The 17941-nt window shown below is 71.7% G+C and carries 18 protein-coding genes; 17 read left to right on the plus strand and 1 reads right to left on the minus strand.

All coding sequences use genetic code 11. The features are described 5' to 3' along the window. Positions 1-131 precede the first annotated feature (131 nt). From OG568_RS43445 to hypE, 15 genes are all read left to right on the plus strand, one after another. The gene (locus tag OG568_RS43445; RefSeq protein WP_329536606.1) at positions 132-1949 is read left to right on the plus strand and encodes an enoyl-CoA hydratase-related protein; all 1818 of its coding nucleotides are present in this window, start codon (positions 132-134) and stop codon (positions 1947-1949) included. 49 nt (positions 1950-1998) lie between these two features. After that, positions 1999-3087: a hydrogenase expression protein HypE gene (locus OG568_RS43450; RefSeq protein WP_329535522.1), complete on the plus strand. Its 1089-nt coding sequence runs from the start codon at positions 1999-2001 to the stop codon at positions 3085-3087. A gap of 85 nt (positions 3088-3172) precedes the next feature. Continuing rightward, positions 3173-4957 (plus strand): nickel-dependent hydrogenase large subunit, encoded by a 1785-nt coding sequence (locus tag OG568_RS43455; RefSeq protein ID WP_329535523.1) that lies wholly within the window; start codon positions 3173-3175, stop codon positions 4955-4957. Continuing rightward, positions 4954-5565 (plus strand): hypothetical protein, encoded by a 612-nt coding sequence (locus tag OG568_RS43460; RefSeq protein ID WP_329535524.1) that lies wholly within the window; start codon positions 4954-4956, stop codon positions 5563-5565. Before OG568_RS43455 ends, OG568_RS43460 begins: the two co-directional genes overlap by 4 nt. After that, the gene (locus OG568_RS43465; RefSeq protein WP_329535525.1) at positions 5562-6218 is read left to right on the plus strand and encodes a DUF5947 family protein; all 657 of its coding nucleotides are present in this window, start codon (positions 5562-5564) and stop codon (positions 6216-6218) included. The genes OG568_RS43460 and OG568_RS43465 overlap by 4 nt, the downstream gene beginning before the upstream one ends. Next, positions 6215-6913 carry a DUF6084 family protein gene (locus OG568_RS43470; protein ID WP_329535526.1) on the plus strand — a complete coding sequence of 233 codons (699 nt, stop codon included), beginning with the start codon at positions 6215-6217 and terminating at the stop codon, positions 6911-6913. Before OG568_RS43465 ends, OG568_RS43470 begins: the two co-directional genes overlap by 4 nt. After that, positions 6910-8358, plus strand: coding sequence for a hypothetical protein (locus tag OG568_RS43475; RefSeq protein WP_329535527.1), 1449 nt, complete (start codon positions 6910-6912; stop codon positions 8356-8358). The genes OG568_RS43470 and OG568_RS43475 overlap by 4 nt, the downstream gene beginning before the upstream one ends. Further along, on the plus strand, positions 8355-8915 hold the full coding sequence (locus OG568_RS43480; protein WP_329535528.1) for a hydrogenase maturation protease: 561 nt from the start codon (positions 8355-8357) through the stop codon (positions 8913-8915). Before OG568_RS43475 ends, OG568_RS43480 begins: the two co-directional genes overlap by 4 nt. 11 nt (positions 8916-8926) lie before the next feature. After that, entirely contained in the window at positions 8927-9031 is a 105-nt protein-coding gene (locus OG568_RS61580; protein WP_373558897.1) for a DUF6893 family small protein, read from the plus strand. A 156-nt stretch (positions 9032-9187) separates the two neighbouring features. Then, positions 9188-9583 carry a hydrogenase maturation nickel metallochaperone HypA gene (gene hypA, locus OG568_RS43485; RefSeq protein ID WP_329535529.1) on the plus strand — a complete coding sequence of 132 codons (396 nt, stop codon included), beginning with the start codon at positions 9188-9190 and terminating at the stop codon, positions 9581-9583. Between the two features lie 3 nt (positions 9584-9586). Next, positions 9587-10357 (plus strand): hydrogenase nickel incorporation protein HypB, encoded by a 771-nt coding sequence (gene hypB / locus OG568_RS43490; RefSeq protein WP_329535530.1) that lies wholly within the window; start codon positions 9587-9589, stop codon positions 10355-10357. Further along, positions 10354-12813, plus strand: coding sequence for a carbamoyltransferase HypF (gene hypF / locus OG568_RS43495; RefSeq protein WP_329535531.1), 2460 nt, complete (start codon positions 10354-10356; stop codon positions 12811-12813). The genes hypB and hypF overlap by 4 nt, the downstream gene beginning before the upstream one ends. 20 nt (positions 12814-12833) lie before the next feature. Next, on the plus strand, positions 12834-13142 hold the full coding sequence (locus tag OG568_RS43500; protein ID WP_266579982.1) for a HypC/HybG/HupF family hydrogenase formation chaperone: 309 nt from the start codon (positions 12834-12836) through the stop codon (positions 13140-13142). Then, positions 13139-14263 carry a hydrogenase formation protein HypD gene (gene hypD / locus OG568_RS43505; protein WP_329535532.1) on the plus strand — a complete coding sequence of 375 codons (1125 nt, stop codon included), beginning with the start codon at positions 13139-13141 and terminating at the stop codon, positions 14261-14263. The genes OG568_RS43500 and hypD overlap by 4 nt, the downstream gene beginning before the upstream one ends. A gap of 91 nt (positions 14264-14354) precedes the next feature. Next, positions 14355-15344 (plus strand): hydrogenase expression/formation protein HypE, encoded by a 990-nt coding sequence (gene hypE, locus OG568_RS43510; protein WP_266422093.1) that lies wholly within the window; start codon positions 14355-14357, stop codon positions 15342-15344. Positions 15345-15459: 115 nt separating this feature from the next. On the opposite strand, the gene OG568_RS43515 is transcribed toward hypE, so the two are convergent. After that, a complete protein-coding gene (locus tag OG568_RS43515; RefSeq protein WP_329535533.1) occupies positions 15460-16254 on the minus strand; it encodes a COG4705 family protein in 795 nt (264 codons plus the stop codon). A 283-nt stretch (positions 16255-16537) separates the two neighbouring features. Here OG568_RS43515 and OG568_RS43520 point away from each other — a divergent pair, with 283 nt between their 5' ends. Together OG568_RS43520 and OG568_RS43525 are read left to right on the plus strand one after the other, a co-directional pair. Next, positions 16538-17029, plus strand: coding sequence for a VOC family protein (locus OG568_RS43520; RefSeq protein WP_329535534.1), 492 nt, complete (start codon positions 16538-16540; stop codon positions 17027-17029). Then, a complete protein-coding gene (locus OG568_RS43525) occupies positions 17026-17862 on the plus strand; it encodes an SDR family oxidoreductase (protein WP_329535535.1) in 837 nt (278 codons plus the stop codon). The genes OG568_RS43520 and OG568_RS43525 overlap by 4 nt, the downstream gene beginning before the upstream one ends. Positions 17863-17941 lie beyond the last annotated feature (79 nt).

Raw genomic sequence — 17941 nt, forward strand, 5'->3', positions numbered from 1 at the left:
CCGGGTGGCGGGTTGCCGTCCGCTTTCGGGTGACCCCTCAGCCTGTCGTCGGGGCGGGGTGGTTCGGCGTGTCCGAGCATCGCAGTCGACCGGGGCGTCGCCGCCCGCACCGTCCGCCGCCGGAGCTCGCCGTGCACATCCTGCTCGTGGCCAGCGCCTTCAACAGCCTCACCCAGCGCGTCCACGCCGAACTGCGCGACCACGGGCACACGGTCGCGGTGGAACTCGCGCTGCCCGAGCGCCCGTTGGCCGAGGCCGTCCGGCGGCACACCCCGGACCTCGTGCTCGCGCCGATGCTGAAGACGGCGATCCCCCGCGAGGTGTGGGCCGCGTACCCGTGCTTCATCGTCCACCCTGGGCCCTTCGGGGACCGGGGGCCGTCCTCGCTGGACTGGGCGATCCAGCGGGGCGCCGACCGGTGGGGGGTGACGGTCCTTCAGGCCGACGAGGAGATGGACGCGGGGGACGTCTGGGCGTCCGTCGACTGCGCGGTCCCGCCGGTGGGCAAGAGCGAGCTGTACCGGGGTGAGATCGCCGACGCCGCGCTCACGGCCGTCCTGCTCGCCGTGGAGCGCTTCGCCTCCGGGACCCACACCCCGCGCCCGCAGGGCCCGGCCCACGCGGAGTACACCCCGGTGCGCATCCGCCCGTACCTCGGCCAGAGCGTCCGGCGGATCGACTGGGACGCCGACTCCACGGAGACCGTCCTGCGCAAGCTGCGCGCGGCGGACTCGCAGCCCGGTGTGCTGGACGTGCTCTGCGACGCCGAGTGGTACCTGCACGGCGGCCACCCCGAGGGCGGCCTGCGCGGCACCCCGGGGGAGTTGCTGGCCACCCGGGCCGGCGCGATCTGCCGGGCCACGACGGACGGCGCCGTCTGGATCCCCGAACTGCGGCGCAGGCGCGCTCCGGGACGGCCGCCCACGTACAGACTGCCCGCCGCACACGCTCTCGGCGACCGGCTGCCGTCGCTGCCGGAGCTCGCCGCGCCGGACTGCGCGGACCCGCGCCGGCGCACCTGGACGGACATCGGGTACCGGGAGGACGGGAACGTCGGAATCCTCTCGTTCTCGTTCCCCGGCGGAGCGATGAGCACCACGCAATGTCGACGCCTTCTCGACGCCTACCGACAGGCGTGCGCGCGGCCCACCTCGGTGCTGGTGCTCGGCGGGCAGCGGGACTTCTTCTCCAACGGAATCCACCTCAACGTCATCGAGGCGGCCGAGGACCCCGCCGCCGAGTCATGGGCCAACATCAACGCCATGGACGACCTCGTCGAGGCCGTCCTGACCACCACGGACCGGCTCGTGGTCTGCGCCGTCGCGGGCAACGCCGCGGCGGGCGGCATGATGCTCGCCCTCGCCGCCGACGAGGTCTGGTGCCGCACGGGCGCCGTACTCAACCCGCACTACCGGCTCATGGGTCTGTACGGCTCGGAGTACTGGACCTACACGTTGCCACGGCGTGTGGGCGCGGCGACGGCCGACCGGCTCCTGAGTGAGGCCCTGCCGATGAGCGCGGTCGGCGCCCGCGATCTCGGGCTCGTCGACCGGGTGGTCGACTGCGGTCCTGGGGACTTCGCCGCGGAGGTCGGCCGCCTAGCGGCCCGGCTCGCGGCACTGCCGGGATCGCCGTCCCGGATCGCCGCGAAGAAGGCGGAACTGGAACGCCAGGAGTGCGGCGAGCCCCTGGCCGCCTTCCGGGAGCGGGAGCTGGCCAGGATGCGCCGCACCTTCGACGACCCGGACGCCCCCTACCACGCACTGCGCCGCGCGTTCGTCCACAAGGAACGGCCGGCTCGCACCCCGCCGCACCTCGACCTCGCGACGACCACGACCACGGCCACCAGGGCAGGGGCGGCGGCGGACCGGTCCGCCCGGGCGCGGGTCACTGGATCGGCCCTGGATGACCTCCCGCCCCGGCCGGATGGCTGGTACCAAGAGAGCTGATGGTCGAAATATAAGCTTTTGTCCCTCACCTCCCCGAGGAGGCGGTTCCATGACAGCGGCGACACCCAGTACGGCCGACGCGACGAACGCCGGTGGTGCGCCCGCCGACGAGACGCCCACGATCCACATCCTCTGGATCAACGCCGGGCTGAGCTGCGACGGCGACTCCGTCGCGCTGACGGCGGCCATGCAGCCGAGCATCGAACAGATCGCGCTCAGCGATCTGCCGGGTCTGCCCAAGATCGCCGTCCACTGGCCCCTCATCGACTTCGAATGCGGTCCGGTCGGCGGCGCGGACACGTTCATCGAGTGGTTCTTCAAGGGGGAGCGGGGCGAGATCGATCCGTTCGTGCTGGTCGTCGAGGGATCCGTCCCCAACGAGTCGATCAAGCCCGAGGGCTACTGGTGCGGCTTCGGCGACAACCCCGAGACCGGCCAGCCGATGACGACCAGCGAGTGGATCGACCGGCTCGCGCCCAAGGCGCTCGCCGTCGTCGCCATCGGCACCTGTGCCACGTACGGTGGCATCCACGCCATGGCGGGCAACCCGACCGGTGCGATGGGCGTGCCCGACTACCTCGGCTGGGACTGGAAGTCGCACGCCGGCATCCCCATCGTGTGTGTCCCCGGCTGCCCCATCCAGCCCGACAACTTCGCCGAGACACTGACGTACCTGCTCTACCAGGCGGCCGGCTCCGCCCCGATGATCCCCCTCGACGACAAGCTGCGCCCGTCCTGGCTGTTCGGCGCCACCGTGCACGAGGGCTGCGACCGCGCGGGCTACTACGAGCAGGGCGAGTTCGCGACCACCTACGACTCGCCCAAGTGCCTGGTGAAGCTGGGCTGTTGGGGTCCGGTCGTCAAGTGCAACGTGCCCAAGCGGGGCTGGATGAACGGCATCGGCGGCTGCCCGAACGTCGGCGGCATCTGCATCGCCTGCACCATGCCCGGGTTCCCCGACAAGTTCATGCCGTTCATGGACGAACCTCCGGGTGCGAAGTTGTCCGTCACGGCCAGCGGCGCCTACGGGGCGGTGATCCGCAGACTCAGGTCGCTCACGACCAACACCGTGGACAAGGAGCCGAAGTGGCGCCACACGGGAGACAAGATCACCACCGGATACCGGCCGCCGTGGTGAACCCCCGCCCCACCTGAGACACAGCTCCACCAGCCCGTCCACACCCTCCCGGACCACCCGCGCGAAGAAGGGCACGACACACACGATGGCACCGAAGACGAAGGCGGCCGGAGACGGTAGCGGCCTGATGGAGATGGCCTGGGACCCGATCACGAGGATCGTGGGCAGCCTGGGCATCCACACGAAGATCGACTTCAAGCAGAAGCGGGTCGCGGAGTGCTACAGCACCTCGTCCGTCTTCCGCGGCTACAGCGTCTTCATGCGCGGCAAGGACCCTCGAGACGCGCACTTCATCACCAGCCGCATCTGCGGGATCTGTGGGGACAACCACGCCACCTGCTCGGTGTACGCGCAGAACATGGCGTACGGCGTGAAGCCCCCGCACCTCGGTGAGTGGATCATCAACCTCGGCGAGTCCGCCGAGTACATGTTCGACCACAACATCTTCCAGGAGAACCTGGTCGGGGTCGACTACTGCGAGAAGATGGTCAAGGAGACCAACCCGGGCGTCCTCGAACTCGCCGAGCGCACCGAGGCGCCGCACGCCGCCGAGCACGGATACCGCACCATCGCCGACATCATGAGGTCCCTGAACCCCCTCGAAGGCGAGTTCTACCGCGAGGCCCTCCAGGTGAGCCGCTACACCCGGGAGATGTTCTGCCTCATGGAGGGCCGCCATGTGCACCCCTCCACGCTCTACCCGGGCGGCGTCGGCACCATCGCCTCCGTCCAGCTCTTCACGGACTACCTCAGCCGGCTGATGCGCTACGTCGAGTTCATGAAGCGCGTCGTCCCCCTCCACGACGACCTGTTCGACTTCTTCTACGAGGCCCTGCCCGGGTACGAGGAAGTGGGGCGCCGGCGGGTGCTGCTCGGCTGCTGGGGCGCGCTCAACGACCCCGAGTACTGCGACTTCACCTACGCCAACATGACGGACTGGGGCCGGCGGATGTTCGTCACCCCCGGCATCATCGTGGACGGCAAGCTCGTCACCAACGACCTCACCAAGATCAACCTCGGCATCCGCATCCTGCTGGGCAGTTCGTACTACGAGGACTGGGAGGGGCAGGAGCAGTTCGTCACCCACGACCCGCTCGGCAACCCGGTCGACCCGCGCCACCCATGGAACCAGCACACCATTCCCGCCCCGCAGAAGCGGAACTTCGACGACAAGTACAGCTGGGTCATGTCGCCCCGCTGGTTCGACGGCAAGGAGCACCTGGCCCTCGACACCGGCGGCGGCCCCATCGCCCGCCTGTGGTCCACCGCCCTGTCGGGCCTCGTCGACACGGGCTATGTGAAGGCGACCGGCCACAGCGTGGTCATCAACCTGCCGCGCACGATGACCAAGCCCGAGACCACCTTCGAATGGCAGATCCCGCGCTGGAGCAACGCGCTGGAACGCAACCGCGCGCGCACCTACTTCCAGGCCTACACCGCCGCCGTCGCCCTGCACTTCGCGGAGAAGGCGCTGGAGGAGGTCCGCGCCGGACGCACCCAGACCTGGGAGAAGTTCGAGGTGCCCGAAGAGAGCATCGGCGTCGGCTTCACCGAGGCGGTCCGCGGTGTGCTCTCCCACCACATGGTGATCCGCGACGGCAAGATCGCCAACTACCACCCGTACCCGCCGACCCCGTGGAACGCCAGCACCCGGGACACCTACGGCACGCCCGGCCCGTACGAGGACGCCGTGCAGAACACGCCGATCTTCGAGGAGAACTCCCCGGAGAACTTCAAGGGCATCGACATCATGCGCGCCGTCCGCAGCTTCGACCCCTGTCTGCCGTGCGGCGTGCACATGTACGTCGGTGGCGGCAAGACCGTCCAGAAGATGCACATGCCCACCGGCCTGAGCGGACTGGGCGGATGAGCGCGGGCACGACCATCGACACGACCAAGGCGGCACCGGCGGTCGACGCGGTGCGCACCGGGCAGCGGATCGAGGATGTACTCGACCGGCTCGCCACCACCGGTGACCCGGCCACCCGCGCGGCGGCCGAGGAACTCGTCCAGGCCCTCATGGACTTCTACGGGGCGGGCCTGGCCCGGATGCTCCAGCTGCTGTCCGTGCCCGTGGGCCGCAGATCCCCCGGTGACCCCCTGGCGGGCCTGCTCGGCGACGAACTGGTCGCGAGCCTCCTCGTCCTGCACGACCTGCACCCCGAGGACCGGACGACCCGCATCACCCGCGCCCTCGACAGCGTCCGCGACCACGAACTGGACGTCGTGGACTTCGACGAGGACACGGGCACCCTCCGGCTGCGGGCGGCCGGAGGCGGCGGATGCGGCTGCGCGGCGAGCGGTACGACGGCCCAGCAGGCCGCCGAGGGCGCGCTGGCCTGCTTCGCGCCGGAGGTCACGGCGGTCGAGGTACAGGCCGCCGACCGGTCGGGGGAGCCCACGCTGCTCCAGATCGGCACCGGCCCCGGGACCCGCGCCGGCACCACCGCCCGCCCGGCCCCGGCGAAGACCTCATGAGCGCGCCCCCGGCTCCCCGCCCAGCCACGCGCGGCTCCGGGCTGCGCAGGTTCCTGACCGGCCGTGAACCGCGGCCGGAGCGCTGCGGGCTGTGCGCGGTGGCGGTGGACGAGGCACGCCACCGCCACCTGGTGGACACCGAGCACCGGGCCATCGTCTGCGCCTGTACGCCCTGCGGCCTGCTGATGGAACAGCCGGGCGCCGCCCTCGGCCGCTTCCGCGCGGTCCCGGACCGCTGTCTCACCGACCCGGACCACCACCTCGACGAGGGTGCCTGGGAGGCGCTGCAGATCCCGGTCGGCGTCGCCTTCTTCTTCCGCAACGCCGCGCTCGACCGGCTGGTGGCCCTCTACCCGAGCCCGGCCGGGGCCACCGAGAGCGAACTCGATCCGGCGACCTGGACCGCCGTCCTCGGCGACAGCCGTCTCGCCGAACTGCTCGAACCCGATGTGGAGGCGCTGCTGCTGCGCCGTCACGAGGGCCGCTGCGAGTGCTATCTCGTGCCCGTCGACATCTGCTACGAACTCGTGGGCCGGATGCGCCTGTTGTGGCAGGGCTTCGACGGCGGCGCCGAGGCCCGCGCCGCTCTCGACGCCTTCTTCGAGCACCTCGGCCGACGCGCCCGCCCCGTCCGCGAGGAGGGCCCGGCGTGACGGAGTTCGCCTTCACCTGCACCGGTGTGCGCGCCGACCGGTTCGCCGCCGGACCGACCCTGGTCTTCCGGCTGCGCATCACCGCGACCGGCGACCAACCGGTCCACGCCATGGCGCTGCGCTGCCAGATCCGCATCGAGCCCGCCAAGCGCGGCTACGAGACCGCGGAGGCCGACGGGCTCGCCGACCTCTTCGGTGAGCGCTCGCGCTGGGGCAGCACCCTCCAGCCGGTGCAGTTCGCCCAGGTCTCCGTCATGGTCCCCGCCTTCACCGGGGAGACCGAGACGGACCTCGTCGTACCGTGCACGTACGACATGGACATCGCCGCGACCCGCTACTTCGCCGCGCTGACCGGCGGCGAGGTGCCGCTGCTGATGCTGTTCTCCGGCACGGCGTTCACCGGAGCGGGCGGCTTCCGCGTCGAACCCGTCCCATGGGACCGGGAGGCGGTCTTCCGGATGCCGGTGGCCACCTGGCGGGAGATGGTCGAACAGCACTTCCCCGGCTGCGGCTGGATCCGGCTGCCCCGCGACACCATGGACGCCCTGCTCGCCTTCCGCTCCCGAGGGGCCCTGCCCTCCTGGGAGGCGACCGTGCGGGCCCTGCTCGACGAGAACGACGGGGCGGCTCCCGCACCACCCCGAAGATTCAGTCTCACCGGCATCACCAGCACCACCGGAAGGACCGCTCCGTGAGCGTGACCACGTTCGCCCCGGAGACCGAGGCACGCCTCGCCGTCGCCCGGCAGGTGGCCGACGCCGTCCTCTTCGAGGGCTATGTGCTCTACCCGTACCGTGCCTCGGCGGCCAAGAACCGGCTGCGCTGGCAGTTCGGCGTGCTCGTCCCGCCCGCCTGGGGCGCCGACTGCGAGGAGTACGACTTCCAGCACACCGAATGCCTGATGGAACCCAAGGCGGACGCCACCCTCGCGGTCGAGCTGCGCTTCCTGCGCGCCCGGCGCCGCACGGTCCAGCAGGCGCGTCCGGACGGCGGGTTCGACACGGTCCCCGAACTACGGCTCGGGGACCGGACCCTGGTCCCCTGGGACGAGGGAACGGAGGAACGCGTCGAGGCGGTGGTGCCGGTCGGCGAACTCCTGGGCGACGGCGTCAGGGTCCCCTTCGACCGACCGGCAGGTGAGGACACCGAGCCCGTCCTCGACGAGACCGGCCGCGTTGTCGGCCGGATGGTCCGCCGCTACGAGGAGACGAGCGGCGTACTCCGGTTGTCCGCGAGCGAACTCGACGGCCCCTACCGCGTACTGCGGCTGACCGCCATCGTCGAGAACACCAGCACCTGGACACCCCCGGACGGCACGGCGGCCGACCGGGACGCGGCGCTCCCGCGCTCCCTGGTCGCCGCCCACCTCCTGATGGGGCTGAGCGCGGGATCGTTCCTGTCGATGACGGATCCCCCCGAGTGGGCGAAGCGCGCGGTCGCGTCCTGCCGCAATCTTCACACCTGGCCCGTACTCGCCGGCGACCCGGGGCGCGGGGACGTGGTGCTGTCCTCGCCGATCATCCTGGAGGACCACCCGGCCATCGCGCCGGAGAGCCCCGGGGCCCTGTACGACGCCACCGAGATCGACGAGATCCTCGCCCTGCGCACCGCCGCGCTCACCGACGAGGAGAAACGCGAGGCCCGGGGCACCGACGACCGGGCGGCCGCCGTGATCGACCTGGCCGACACCATGCCGCCCGAGGTGCTGGAGCGCCTGCACGGGGCGGTGCGCAGTCTGCGCGAGGTGACGGGAGCGGGCGAGAAGACCGCGGTGGCGTCCGCTCCGGCCGCGGACGGCTTCCCCGACGAGTTCGGCGTGCCGCGTCCCGACACCCCGTGGTGGGACCCGGCGAGCGACGCCGGTTTCGACCCGGCGCGGGACCGGATCGACGTCGACGGCCGCTCGCTGGGCGCGGGAAGCCGAGTGCTGCTGCGACCTGGGCTGCGCCGCGCCGACGCACAGGACCTGTTCCTCGCGGGCCGTACGGCGAAGGTCGAGGCCGTGCTGCACGACGTGGACGGCGGAGTGCACCTGGCGGTGACGGTCGAGGACGATCCGGGCGCCGACATCCGCCGCGAACAGGGCCGCTTCCTCTACTTCCAGCCCGACGAGGTCGAACCGCTGGAGGACGAGGCATGAGCCTGCCCGCGGACCCACCCCGCCCGGAGCGCGGCAAGGTCCTCGTCGCCGGGATCGGGAACATCTTCCTCGGGGACGACGGCTTCGGCGTCGAAACCGTGCGCGCCCTCACCGGGCGGCAACTGCCTCCGCACGTCGAGGCCGTGGACATCGGCGTACGGGGCGTGCACCTCGCGTACAAGGTCCTCGACGGCTACGACACCCTGATCCTCGTGGACGCCACCGCGCGCGGCGAGCGACCCGGGACCCTGTACGTCATCGAACACGACAGCGCCGACGCGGGCGAGCCGCACGACGTACCGCTCGACGGACACCGGATGACCCCCGACACCGTGCTCGCGCTGCTGGAGACCCTCTGCGCCACAACCGGCGGGCAGCCGCCGCGCCGCACGCTGGTCGTGGGATGCGAACCCGCCTCCGTCGAGGAAGGTATCGGGCTCAGCCCGCCGGTGTCGGCCGCCGTACCGGAGGCCGTCCGGCTGATCGAAGAGTTGCTGCGGGCCGACGAACCGGGAGAGTCCGCGCCGCGGGCCACGGTCGGCGAAGCCGCGAAGTGAGGAGAGAAGCCATGATCAAGACCCTCGTCGGCGGCGCGCTGGCCGCCGTTGTCACCGCCGTCCTCGTGCAGATCCTGCCCGACCTCAGACGCTATCTGCGGATCCGCAGCATGTGAGCCGACGTGCTCCCGGCCGAACGCCCCTGCCGCGCGGCGCCGTTGCGGCGAACGGCGTACGCGGCCTGGCGGCGACGGCGTGCCGGTCCACCGCCCCCGGACGCCTCCCCTCTAATGAGGGGCGGCGGACGCCCTGCCCGAGACGGAGACCGGTCGATGCACGAGATGTCCCTCGCGATGGCGGTGATCGGCCAGGTGGAAGAGGCGGCGCAGCGGGCCGGTGACGTCACGGCCGTGCGCTCGGTACGGCTTCAGGTGGGCGAGCTGGCCGGTGTGGTGCCCGACGCCCTCGCCTTCTGCTTCGAACTGGCCTGCGCCGGAACCTTGCTGGAGGGCGCCGAACTGGTCACCGAAGCCGTGCCGGGACGGGCCCGCTGCGCACCCTGCGCGCACGAATGGGCCGTCGGCATGCCGCCCGCGCTGACCTGCCCGCGCTGCGAAGGAGCCACCACAGAGCTGCTGGCGGGCCGCGAACTCCAGATCCTCAGCGTGCAGTGGGAGGACGGCCCGGCGCACGCCCACCCCCGCGAACCGATCTCCGAGGAGCGCTGAACCATGTGTCGTGTGGTCGACCTGCAGCAGGCCGTCCTGGCCAAGAACGACGAGACCGCGCACACCCTGCGCACCGGCCTCGCCTCCCGCGGCACCACGGTCGTCAACCTGCTCTCCAGCCCCGGCAGCGGCAAGACCGCACTGCTGGAAAGGGAACTGGGGCTCGCACGGCAGCGGTCCGTGCCGGTCGCGGCGCTCACCGCCGACCTCGCCACCGAGAACGACGCGCAGCGGCTGGCCCGCTCGGGCGTCCCGGTCAAACAGGTCCTCACGGACGGGCTGTGCCACCTGGAGGCCGGGATGCTCGGCCGCCACCTGGAGGGCTGGCTGCCCGACGACACCCGGCTGCTGTTCGTCGAGAACGTCGGCAACCTCGTCTGCCCGGCCTCCTACGACCTCGGGGAGACTCTGAGAGTCGTGCTCGCCTCCGTGACCGAGGGCGAGGACAAGCCGCTCAAGTACCCCACCGCCTTCGGCCTCGCCCACCTGGTGGTGGTCACCAAGACCGACCTCGCCGAGGCCGTCGAGTTCGACGAGGCGGCGTTTCGCGCGAACGTCGAGCGGGTCAACCCCGGAGTGGACGTGCTGCAGACCTCGGCCCGCCGGGACCGGGGCGTCGGCGCCCTGCTCGACCGGGCGCTGGCGGCCGCGGACGGCGCCCCGCTCCACGAGCCCGTCATGGCACGCCGACCTGACGGCGCCTCGACCACCCACCATCACCACGGCCATGAGCACCCGCACGGCACCGGCGCCATGGCGCACTCCCACTCGTGAGCGGTTCCCCTTCTCCGGCCGCCGTCGCCGACGGGACACCGCTGCGCCGACGGGTCACCGTACGGGGCGTGGTGCAGGGCGTCGGCTTCCGCCCGTACGTCTACACCCTCGCCACCGGCCTCGAACTGTCCGGGCATGTCACCAACACCCCCGAGGGCGTCATCGCGGAGGTCGAGGGCGCCCCCTCGGCCGTCGCCCGCTTCTGCGACCGCATCGCCGTCCAGGCACCGCCGCTGGCCCGCGTGGACTCCGTGCACCACGACGACGTACCCGTCACCGGTGACACCGCGTTCACCATCCTCGCCTCCCGCACGGGCGGACCGGCGGGCACCCTGATCCCGCCGGACACGGCGACCTGTGCCGAGTGCCTGCGCGAACTCGCCGATCCCGCCGACCGGCGCCACCGCCACCCCTTCATCAACTGCACCCACTGCGGCCCCCGGTTCACCATCGTCACGGGCCTGCCCTACGACCGCTCCCACACCACCATGGCCGGATTCCCGATGTGCTCCGACTGCGCCCGGGAGTACGCGGATCCGGCCGACCGCCGCTTCCACGCGCAACCCGTCGCCTGCCCGCACTGCGGCCCGCGACTGCGGCTGCTCGCCCCCCGACCGGGCGTGAGCGGCCCTCCGGAGCCCGTCGCCGGAGCGGACCCGGTCGCCGAGGCCCGCCGGCTCCTGGCGGACGGCGCGATCCTCGCGGTCAAGGGCCTCGGCGGCTACCACCTGGCCTGCGACGCCACGAACCCCGCAGCCGTCGACCTACTGCGCCGACGCAAGGCCCGAGGGGACAAACCCTTCGCCGTCATGGCCCGGAGCCTCGACGACCTCTGGCACCTCGTACGGATCGGCGCCGAGGAGCGGAGCCTGCTCGTCGGCGCCATCCGCCCCATCGTGCTGCTGCGCCGCCGTACGGAGGTACCCGTGGCGGGGGCACCACGGCCCGCCGACTCCGTCGCGCCCGGCAGCCCCGACCTCGGCGCCATGCTGCCGTACACCCCCCTGCACCACCTGCTGTTCGGACTGCCCGGAGACCCCGAGGGCCCCCCGTTGCTCGTCATGACCAGCGGCAACGTGTCCGGTGAGCCGATCGTCACCGACGACCGGGAGGCGCTGGAGCGGCTGGCGGGGCTGGCCGACGGCTGGCTCACCCACGACCGGCCGATCCATGTGCCGTGCGACGACTCCGTGGTGCGGGTGTGCGACGGCGAGTTGTTGCCGCTGCGTCGCGCCCGCGGCTACGCACCGCTGCCGCTGACCCTGCCGGTCCCGGTGCGCCCGGCCCTCGCCGTCGGCGGGGACCTCAAGAACGTGCTCTGTCTCGGTGAGGGGCGCCGGGCCTGGCTGTCCGCCCATATCGGCGACATGGACGACCTCGCCACCCAGCACGCCTTCGAACGCGCCGCGGCCCAACTGGAGTCCATCACCCCGGTACGCCCCGAAGTGATCGCGGCCGACCGGCACCCCGGGTACCGCTCGGCGCGCTGGGCCGACCGGAACGCGGCGGGCCGGCCCGTCGTACGCGTCCAGCACCATCACGCCCATGTCGCCGCCGCGATGGCCGAACACGGGCTGGACGGCGGCCGGCCGGTGATCGGGGTCGCCTTCGACGGCACGGGCTACGGCGACGACGGCGCGGTGTGGGGCGGGGAGATCCTGCTCGCCGACTACGACGGCTTCACCCGGTTCGGGCACCTCGCGTATGTGCCGCTGCCCGGCGGTGACGCGGCGGTGCGGCGGCCGTACCGGATGGCGCTCGCGCAGCTGCGCGCGGCGGGGATCGGCTGGTCGGACGAGCTGGCCTGCGTGAGGGCCTGCCCGCCCGATGAACGGCTCGTGCTGGAGCGGCAGTTGGAGCGCGACCTGAACTGCGTTCCGACCTCCAGCATGGGCCGCCTCTTCGACGCCGTGTCCTCCCTCGCGGGCGTCTGTCACGAGTCCGGCTACGAGGCCCAGGCGGCGATGGAGCTGGAGGCCGCCGCGCTACGGGCACCCGCGGGGGATCCCGGCGTGTACACCTTCGCCCTCCGGCCACCCGGGCCGGGCGAGGGCGGGCTCCCGAGGACGTGTGGCGCACGCGGACCTGGCGTGGGCGGCCCGGCGGATCGGGGGCCCGTTGTCGCCGACCCCGCACCGGTGTTCGCCGCCATCGTGGCCGATCTGCGCGCGGGTGCCGGACCGGCCGCCGTCGCGGACCGCTTCCACCGGGCCGTCGCCGGTCTCGTGCACCGTGTCTGTGTGCTGGCCCGCGAACGGCACGCGGTCGAGACGGTGGCCCTGACCGGCGGTGTGTTCGCCAACTCCCTGCTGTCCTCGGCCTGCGCGGCGGCCCTGGGCGCGGACGGGTTCACGGTCCTGCGCCACCACCTGGTCCCGCCGGGCGACGGCGGCCTGGCCCTCGGGCAGCTCGTGGTGGCCGCGCGCGCCGAGGACCGAACCCGAGCCAACGACTGACCAACAGCGAGGAGAGGCCCATGTGCCTGGCGGTACCCGGCAGAGTGCTGGACATCGAGGAACGGGACGGCACCCGGATGGCCAACGTCGACTTCGGCGGTGTGGTCAAGGAGGTGTGCCTGGAGTACCTGCCCGACCTCAAGGTCGGCGAGTACGCCATCGTGCACGTCGGATTCGCCCTGCAGCGCCTCGACGAGGAGTCGGCGAAGCAGACGCTCGAACTGTTCGCCTCCCTCGGCCTGCTGCAGGAGGAGTTCGGCGACCCCTGGGAGTTGGCCGCGGAGGTGGGCGAGACCCTGCCGTCCGCGGGAGAGGAGGCGCGGAAGTGAAGTACATCGACGAGTTCCAGGACCCCGACCTGGCGCGTCGGCTGCTCGACGACATCCACTCCACGGTGACCAGGCCATGGGCGCTGATGGAGGTGTGCGGCGGACAGACGCACACCATCATCCGCCACGGCATCGACCAACTCCTGCCGGACCAGGTCGAGTTGATCCACGGGCCGGGTTGTCCCGTGTGTGTGACCCCCTTGGAGGTCATCGACAAGGCGCTGGAGATCGCCTCCCGGCCGGGGGTGATCTTCTGTTCCTTCGGCGACATGCTCCGTGTGCCCGGCACGGGACGGGACCTGTTCCAGGTACGGGGCGCGGGCGGCGATGTGCGGGTCGTGTACTCGCCGCTCGACGCCCTGCGGATCGCCCAGCAGAACCCCGATCGCGAGGTGGTCTTCTTCGGCATCGGCTTCGAGACGACCGCGCCGCCCAACGCGATGACGGTGTATCAGGCCCGCAAGCTCGGCATCCCGAACTTCAGTCTGCTGGTGTCCCACGTCCGCGTACCGCCCGCCATCGAGGCGATCATGCAGTCGCCGACCTGCCGCGTCCAGGGCTTCCTGGCGGCCGGGCACGTGTGCAGCGTGATGGGAGTGGGGGAGTACCCGGAGTTGGCGGAGCGCTTCCGCGTCCCGATCGTCGTGACCGGATTCGAACCCCTCGACATCCTCGAAGGCGTACGCCGGACCGTGGTGCAACTGGAGCGCGGCGAACACACCGTCGACAACGCCTACCCGCGTGCCGTCCGCCCGGAAGGGAACCCGGCCGCGCGGGCCATGCTGGAGGACGTCTTCGAGGTCACCGACCGGGCCTGGCGCGGCATCGGTGTGATCCCCGACAGCGGCTGGCGGCTGTCGGCGAAATACCGTGACCACGACGCCGAGTACCGCTTCTCGGTGGAGGGCATCCAGACCCGCGAACCGGCCGAATGCCGCAGCGGCGAGGTCCTGCAGGGACTGCTCAAGCCGCACGAGTGCGAGGCGTTCGGCACGCTCTGCACCCCCCGCACCCCGCTTGGCGCCACCATGGTCTCCAGCGAGGGCGCCTGCGCCGCGTACTACCTCTACCGGCGCCTGGACATCACCCCCGCGCCTCGGGAGGCGACCTCCGTTGTCTGAGACCATCGGCACCACCGAACTCCGTACGCCCGTACTCGATCCCGCCGCCTGGACCTGCCCGGCCCCGCTGCGCGATCAGCCGCGGGTCGTCATGGGCCACGGGGGAGGCGGGGCGCTGTCCGCCGAACTCGTCCAGCACGTCTTCGCGCCCGCCTTCGGAGGTGAGGTGCTCGCCCAGTTGGGCGACGCCGCGGCGCTGTCGCTGGGCGGTGTCCGGATGGCCTTCTCCACCGATTCCTTCGTGGTGAGGCCGCTGTTCTTCCCCGGCGGCAGCATCGGTGACCTCGCCGTCAACGGCACCGTCAACGATCTCGCCATGAGCGGCGCCCGGGCCGCGTACCTCTCCTGCGGCTTCATCCTGGAGGAGGGCGTCGAGATGGAGACCGTCGCCCGGGTGGCCGGGGCGCTCGGCGCGGCGGCGCGGACCGCGGGCGTCGAGGTCGCGACCGGCGACACGAAGGTGGTGGAGGCCGGTCACGGCGACGGGATCTTCATCAACACGGCCGGTATCGGGCTCATCCCGGCGGGTGTCGACCTGCGCCCGCAGCGGGTCGTGCCCGGCGATGTGGTGCTGGTCAGCGGCGCGATCGGCGTGCACGGCGTGGCGATCATGAGTGTGCGTGAGGGCCTGGAGTTCGGGGTGGAGATCGAGAGCGACTGTGCGGCGCTGGGCGGTCTGGTCGACGCCATGCTCGCCGTCACCCCGGATCTGCGTGTGCTGCGCGATCCCACGCGGGGTGGGCTGGCCGCCGCGCTGAACGAGATCGCGGCGGCCTCGGGCACCGGCGTCGTCATCCGGGAACGCGACGTCCCGGTCCCGCCGGCCGTCGCCAACGCCTGCGCCGTACTGGGCCTGGACCCGATGTACGTCGCCAACGAGGGCAAACTGGTGGCGTTCGTGCCCCGTGAGCACGCCGACGCCGTACTGGACGCCATGCGGGCGCATCCGCTGGGTACGGAGTCCAGGATCATCGGCGAGGTCGTGGACGCGCATCCGGGCATGGTGGTGGCCCGCACCGGACTGGGCGGCACCCGGGTGGTCGACCTGCCGATCGGGGAACAGCTGCCGAGGATCTGCTGACGCGTGGCGGGACGGCGGCGCGGGCGTCAGGTGATGAACCCCACGTGGACATGGTCGTGGTGGGTGTCGTCGAAGAAGTACTGACGGCCCGAGCCGCCCGCGCGGCCGGTGTCCCCTAGGCGAGGTGCTCCGCGTTCCCGACGTCGTTGCGGGACACGGCCAGGTAGGCGACGAAGCCGATGATGGCGACGGTCCAGGACAGGGTGACCGGTCCCAGCCCGAGCCCGAGGCCGCCGCGGGTGTGGCCGAGGGCCATCCAGTCGGCGACCGAGGCGCCGAGCGGGCGGGTGATGACATACGCGGTCCAGAAGGCGGCCACCGCGTTCAGGGCGCCCCACTTGTGCATGACGGCCGGGACGGCGATGGCGACGGCGTACAGGACGGCCGAGCCGAGGTAGCCGAGGCCGATCGTGGCGGAGAGGTCACCGGCGGCGGTGCCGAGCGCGAAGGTGGCCAGCACGGTGGCCCAGTAGAAGAGCTCGCGGCGGCGGGTGCGGACGCTGTGGATGGAGAGGGTCTTCTCGCTGGCGTACCAGACGGCGAACACGGCTGCCAGCGCGGCCATGAAGAAGGGGGTGGAGATCGTGTACGGGACGCCCAGGCCGACGTGCAGGACATCGGCGGCCATGGTGCCGAACACGCTGACCATCACGATCGCCGTCCAGTAGATCCAGGCGACGTAGCGACGGGCCTTGAGCTGGATGGTGAGTGCCACCACGAGGGCGAGCCCGCCGAGGCCGACGGCGGGGATCGGCCCGAGCTTCTTGGCGAGGAGGTCCGAGGCGGTCTCACCCATACCGGTGGTCAGCACCTTGATGACCCAGAAGTAGAGGGTGACTTCCGGAACCTTGCTCGCCAGATGGGCGGTGTCGGGTGCGCGACGGCGGCGGGTGAGGGGCTCTGTGCTCATGCCCGCACGATGACATGGCGAACAGCCCTGGTCACAGGGGTCTTTGCCATTGCTTTGGTGCTTCTGGTGCAGGAGTTGCCAGGGCCCGCGGCGGGCCTGAACACAACCTGAACACCCACGCCGCAACCCCCGGTTCCGTTGGGAAACGGCATGAATCTGTTGATATGAAGAAAGGTTGCGGAGAGGCCTTCCGTTGCGCTGCCCGACGACCTATGAGAATATCATTCTCATTTCAAAGAACGCACTTCTTAGCGGCGGTTGAACTCAACGACGAGGGAGACGTGTGGAAGCGACGGAGTACGGGCGGGCGGCCGTCGGCCGGGTACTGAAGGCTCAGGACCAGTTCCATCTCGGCATCGTCGTCGAGGACTTCGAGACGACCTTGGCCGAGTTCTCTTCCCTGTTCGGGTACACGTGGTGCGGCGAGATCAGCGGACCGGTTCCCGTGACGCTGCCGGGTGGAGACGCGGTGGTCGAACTCGGGTGTGTGTTCTCGACGACGACACCCCGTCTCGAGATCGTCCGGCGCGTCCCGGGGACCCTCTGGGAACCGGCGGCCGGCGGCGCCGTCCATCATGTCGGCTACTGGTCCGACGACGTCGCCGCGGACGCCTCCGAACTGGAACGCCACGGTTTCGTCCGGGAGGCGACGCGCAGGGGCGGCGACGGCGCCCCGTTCGCGTTCCTCCGCAGCCCGGCCAGCGGCTACCGCGTCGAACTGGTGAGCAGGGTGGCGCGGCAGGGCCTGGAGCGGTTGTGGGGAATGAGCGCATGACGACCGTCGGGATCGTCACCGGCGCCGGCCGCGGGATGGGGCTGGCCTGCGCGCAGCGACTCACCGACCAGGTGGACACGCTGCTTCTCGTCGACCGGGACGAGGCGACCGTGACCGCGGCCGCCAAGGACCTGTCCGCGACCGCTCAGGGCGCTGTCGTCGAACCGTTCGTCCTCGACATCACCGATGCCGAGGGCCTGGCCGGGCTCGCCGCGCGGGTCGGGGAACTGGGCACCCTGCGCGCCGTCGCCCACGCCGCGGGCATCTCGCCCACCATGGCCGACTGGCGTCGCATCTTCACCGTCGACCTCGTCGGGACCGCGCTGCTGGCCGAGACGCTCCGCCCGCTCGCCACCGAGGGCACGGCCCTGGTGTGCTTCGCGTCGATGGCCCCGCTACTCGGCGGCACCGACCCGGACCCGGCCGTCGACGCGGTGCTGGACGACCCGCTCGACGAGCGGTTCCTCGACCGCGTGCACGAGGCCGTCGGACCGCGCATCGAGGACACCGGCATCGCGTACGCGTGGGCCAAGCGCGGGGTGCACCGCTTCGTCCAGCGTGAGGCGGTGCGGATCGGGCCGCTCGGTGCCCGTATCTGCTCGGTGTCTCCCGGGCTGATCGACACTCCTCAGGGGCGGCAGGAATCCGCGAGCCATCCGGGGATGGAACTGCTGCTGCGGCAGACCCCGCTCGGCCGGCAGGGGCGGTCCGAGGACGTCGCCGCGGCCGTCGCCTTCCTGCTGTCGTCCGAGGCCGGATTCCTGAGCGGGATCGACCTCCTCGTGGACGGCGGTGTGTGCGCCGCCGTCCGGACGCGAGCCGGTCGCACGTGAGGCCGCCAGCACGCACGTGAGGACCCGTGAGTGCCCATGGGCGGTGGATTCAGGGCCCCGGCTCCTGGAGGGCAGCCGG

The organism is Streptomyces sp. NBC_01450 (genome assembly GCF_036227505.1).
Classification (GTDB): Bacteria; Actinomycetota; Actinomycetes; order Streptomycetales; family Streptomycetaceae; genus Streptomyces.